The 4,987-nt window shown below is 65.5% G+C and carries 2 protein-coding genes and 1 pseudogene; 1 reads left to right on the forward strand and 2 read right to left on the reverse strand.

The window, feature by feature from the left end; genetic code table 11:
* A pseudogene (locus CSW58_RS07365) lies at positions 1–1,061 on the reverse strand (enoyl-CoA hydratase-related protein); the annotation flags it as partial.
* A 428-nt stretch (positions 1,062–1,489) separates the two neighbouring features.
* Positions 1,490–2,716, reverse strand: a complete 1,227-nt coding sequence (locus CSW58_RS07370; RefSeq protein WP_099446853.1) for a serine hydrolase — start codon at positions 2,714–2,716, stop codon at positions 1,490–1,492.
* Positions 2,717–2,847: 131 nt separating this feature from the next.
* Here CSW58_RS07370 and CSW58_RS07375 point away from each other — a divergent pair, with 131 nt between their 5' ends.
* Positions 2,848–4,764: an ATP-binding protein gene (locus CSW58_RS07375; RefSeq protein WP_099446854.1), complete on the forward strand. Its 1,917-nt coding sequence runs from the start codon at positions 2,848–2,850 to the stop codon at positions 4,762–4,764.
* The last annotated feature ends 223 nt before the right edge of the window (positions 4,765–4,987 follow it).

Here is a 4,987-nt window from a genome sequence, read left to right on the forward strand (position 1 = left end):
GGCCCTTCTTGGCGGTGTTCTCGTAGTTCTTGCGGATGGTGGCGACGCCGCGATCCAGGTTCTCCTGCTTCATCTCGATGATCGTCACCGGGATGCCGGCGTTGAGAAGTTCATCGAGATGCCGCCGCCCATGGTGCCGGCGCCGATGACGCCGACCTTCTTGACGGGGATGATGGCGGTGTCGTCCGGCACGTCGGAATCTTGGCGGCCTGGCGTTCGGCGAAGAACACGTGGCGCTGGGCGGCCGACTGGCTGCCGCTCATCAGCTCCATGAACAGCTTGCGTTCAGCCTTCAGACCCTCGTCGAAGGGCAGGTTCACCGCCGCCTCGATGCACTTGATGTTGTTTTCCGGAGCCATGAAGCCGCGGAACTTCTTAGCGTTGGCGGCGCGGAACGCGGCGAAGATCTCGGGCTTGCCGCGGGCGGCTTCGACCTTGGCGTTCAGTTCGCGAACCTTGGCCAGGGGGCGTTTCTCGGAGAGCACCTTCTTGGCGAACTCGATCGCGCCGGCGCGGAGGTTACCCTCCTCGACCAGCTCGTCGAACAGGCCCATGGCCAGGGCGGCCTTGGCCGGCACGTGCTGGCCGCTGGTGACCATCTCGAGCGCCTTCTCGACGCCGACGATGCGCGGCAGGCGCTGGGTGCCGCCGGCCCCCGGCAGCAGGCCGATATTCACTTCGGGCAGACCGCCCTTGGCCGAGGGCACGGCGACGCGATAGTGCGCCACCAGGGCCACTTCGAGGCCGCCGCCCAGCACCGTGCCGTGGATCGCGGCGATCACCGGCTTGGGCGAGTTTTCGATGGTGTTCTGGACGTCCTGCAGGGACGGGCCGGTCATGGCCTTGCCGAACTCGGTGATGTCGGCCCCGGCGATGAAGGTCTTGCCCTCGCAGATCAGCACGATGGCCTTGACGGCCGGATCGGCGATGGCGGCGTCGAAGGCCTTGGCCAGGCCATCGCGGACGGCGGCCGACAGCGCGTTGACCGGCGGCGAATTCAGCGTGACGACGCCGATGTCGCCTTCAACGGTTAGATCTGTGACGGCGTTGATCGCGGTCATGGCGGTTCCACCCCTGCTCTTTGTGTTTGAACGGTTGTTTGAAGCGACCCTGCACGACCCCGCGCGCGAGGTCCAGACCCTGAGCGGGCGCAGATTATCCAGCCGCCGGCTGTTGACGCGGCAATCATCATACTAGACCTTCGAAACAGTTGTTTCGAGTGAGGCCAAACCAGCGTTATTGGGGCTGGACATCAACCCAAGCCTTTAATTAGGCTGCTATATCTCGGCCTTCTCGTCTAGGGCGTGCGCTGAGGAACGGGGCTTTGGGCGCGACTTGCATGCGTGCCCATTATTCGAAGCCTTGCTCGTCACGCGAACGCGATGCGCCGGCCTGGCGTATCGACTTTGCTGAAAACGACTTCGGCGCGGGGGCTCGCCCCCGCGCCGCTTTTCCGGTCGGCCGATGCGTCTTCCGTTGAGGAAAAGCCTCAGGCGGCGCTTTCCGTGAAGGCCGAATAGACCAGGGTCCGCAGTTCGCGCCGGATCGGATAGGCGCTGGACGGGGTCAGCTGGGTCATGAACACCACGGCCAGATCCTCGACCGGGTCGATCCAGAAGGCGGTCGAGGCCATGCCGCCCCAGAAGTACTCGCCCAGGGAGCCAGTGTTCTTGGTGCGGGCCTGGTCGATGGTCATGGCGAAGCCGAGGCCAAAGCCCAGCCCCTCGAACACCGCCTCGCTGAACAGCGACTGGGACATCTCGACCAGTTCCTTGCCGCCCGGCAGATGGTTCATGGTCATCAGCTTGAGGGTCTTGGGGCTGACGATCCGGGCCCCGTCCAGCTCGCCGCCGTTCAGCAGCATGCGGCAGAAGCGCATATAGTCGTCGGCGGTCGAGACCAGGCCGCCGCCGCCGGACTTCACGGCCGGATCGCTCAGATAGCGACTGGTGGTCGGGTCATCGAGCAGCTTGACCGCGCCGGTCGGGGTCAGGGTGTAGCAGGCGGTGAAGCGGGCCCGCTCGCTCTCCGGCACGAAGAAGCCGGTGTCGACCATCTTCAGCGGCTCGAAGATCCGCGTCTTGAGGAACTGGTCGAACGGCAGGCCCGAAATCGCCTGCACCAGATAGCCCAGCACATCGGTGGCGACCGAATAGTTCCAGGCGGTGCCGGGCGAGAACTCCAGGGGCAACGTGCCCAGGGTTTCGACAAAGGTATCCAGCCCGCCCTCGCTGTCGACGCCGTCCAGCTTCAGCTTGCGATAGGCCGCATCGATATTGGAGCGCTGCTGGAAGCCATAGGTCAGGCCGGCGGTGTGGCGCAGCAGGTCGATCATGCGCATCGGCTCGTCGACGCGCTTGGTCAGAAAGGCCCCGGCCACACCGGCCTGGAAGACGCCGATGTCGCGCCAGGCGGGAATGAAGCGGTGCACCGGATCGTCCAGCGACACCTTGCCCTCTTCGACCAGCATCATGAAGGCGATCGAGGTGATCGGCTTGGTCATCGAATAGATGCGGAACAGACTATCGGCCTTCAACGGCGTCCCGCGCTCGATATCGGCGCTGCCGAGGATCGAGGTGTGGGCCAGTTGGCCGCGTCGCCAGACCTGGGTCAGGGCGCAGGGCAACTTGCCGGTGTCGATGTATTTTTCCTGGATGAAGGCGTCGATGCGCTTCAGGCGTTCCGACGACAGTCCAACAGCTTCCGGCGTACTCAAGGCGGCGTCTCTCCTCAATGTCGCCCTGCCTCTGGCGTGGCGATCGTGTTGGCGCGGTTCGAGGCGGCGGTATGCCGAAACGTAAACTTTACCCGAGCCTGCGCATATCAATTGAAAACGAGGGAACACCGATGGGCAAGCGATTGCACGTCCAGCCGCCCAGTAAGATCGATGTCGAGGCCGCCGACTGGTTCTTCCAGAGCAGTCTGGACATGTTCGTGGTGTTGGAGAACGACGGCGTCGCTCGGGTCAATCCCGCCTGGACCACCCTCACCGGCTGGAGCGCCGAGGAAACCCTCGGCCGACCGATCCGGGACTTCTTTCACCTGCACGACACCGAGGTGATCCAGGGCATCGGCCGGGCCCTGCGGGCCGACGGCAGCGCGCGATCCGACCATCGCCTGGCCCGCAAGGGCGGCGGCTGGCTGTGGGTTCGATCCCAGACCAAGATGCTGGAAAACGAGGCCCTGCTGATCGTCTTCCAGGATTTCAGCGAAGAGCGGGCCCGCGAGATCGCCCGCCAGCAGACAGAACGCGCCAATGAGCTGCTGCGCAGCGCGGCGGGGGTCTATGTCTGGCGCTTCAACGCCCGCAAGAGCGTCTACGTCTTCGACCAGGACATTCCCACCCCGTCATCGCCGCGGGGCGGCGCGCGCACCATGACGATGCAGGAAATGACCCAGTCGATCCATGTCGACGATCGCGAACGGGTCTGGACCGCCTTCTCGCGCAGCCTCAGTCACGGCGACCACTGCGTGGAGACCTATCGCTACCACCAGCCCGACACTGATCGCCTGGTCTGGATGCGCGCCGCCTGGCGGGGGGTGCGAGGCCCGAGTTCCGGCGCCTATGACGTGATCGGCATCAGCCAGGACATCAACGAATTGGTCAACGTCCGCGACTCGGCCCTGCAGGCGGCCGAGGCCAAGGCCCAGTTCCTGGCCAATATGAGCCACGAGATCCGCACGCCGATGAATGGCGTGCTGGGCGTGATGCACCTGCTCAAGCGCGAGACGCTTTCGGAGGATGGGCGGCAGCTTCTCGAGGAAGCCCTGGGGTGCGGGGCCATGCTGGCCGAGCTGCTCAATGATATCGTCGATTTCTCGAAGATCGACGCCGGGAAGCTGGAGCTGCATCCCGAAGCCATCGACCCGGCCGCGGTGCTGAACGGCGTGGCCGACCTCCTGCGCCCCCAGGCCCAGCAACGGGGTCTCTATCTGCGGGTGGTCGCCGACCCCGATATCGGCTGGGTCACCGCCGATCCGGTACGGTTGCGGCAGGTGCTGTTCAACCTGCTCGGCAACGCCAGTAAGTTCACCCTGGAGGGCGGTGTCGAGGCGCGGCTGAGCGCCACCCCCTCGCCCACCGGTCAAAGCCTGCGATTTGAGATCCAGGACACCGGGGTGGGCATTTCACAGGCCGCGGCGCAGGGCCTGTTCGAACGCTTCAGCCAGGGCGACGGCTCGACCACCCGGCGCTTCGGCGGCGCGGGGCTTGGCCTGGCCATCACCCAGCGGCTCGCCGAACTGATGAACGGCAAGACCGGCTTCAGCAGCGAGGAAGGCGTCGGCTCGACCTTCTGGCTCGAGATCGACTGCGCGCGGGCCGACGAGCAATCGGCGACCGAGGATCAAATAGACGCGCCGATCCTGGCGGGGTTGTCGGTGCTGATCGTCGAGGACAACCCGACCAACCGCCTGATCGCCGGCCGCATGCTGAGCGCCCTGGGCGCCGAGGTCGAGACCGCCGAAGACGGCCTGGCGGGCGTCGAGGCCGCCCAGCGCGGCTATGATCTGATCTTCATGGACATCCAGATGCCTGGCCTCGACGGGCTTGAGGCGACTCGTCGCATTCGCGCCCTGGGCAACGGCGCGGCCGAGGCGCCGATCATCGCCATGACCGCCAACGCCCTGGCGCATCAGCAGGCGGCCTATCTGGCGGCGGGCATGAACGCCGCGGTCGCCAAGCCCCTGTCGCCCCAGGCCTTGGTGCAGACCATCACCGCGGTGCTCGGCACGCGGGCGCCGGGCGCGCGCCAGGCCTGCTGAGCGCCGAACCGGGTCGTTAATGTGATTACGACCGGAAATTTCTCGCCTAACGCCTTGCTGTCGCCATGCTCGCGCTTAGATTGGACTGAATAGTCCACTGCCGGATGAAGCTGGCGTGAAAAGGCTCCTTGGCATGGATGACGGTCGGATCGGCAATGCGTCCACCACGCGTTACGCGCTGAAGAAAGAGGCGATCCTCGGGGCGGCGACCGCGATCCTCAAC

This window comes from Caulobacter sp. B11, from assembly GCF_002737765.1.
Taxonomy (GTDB): Bacteria; Pseudomonadota; Alphaproteobacteria; order Caulobacterales; family Caulobacteraceae; genus Caulobacter.

Bases quoted from the DNA above. Each gene is read 5' to 3' on its own strand.
- CSW58_RS07375 (WP_099446854.1), top strand. From the start codon at position 2,848: ATGGGCAAGCGATTGCACGTCCAGCCGCCCAGTAAGATCGATGTCGAG.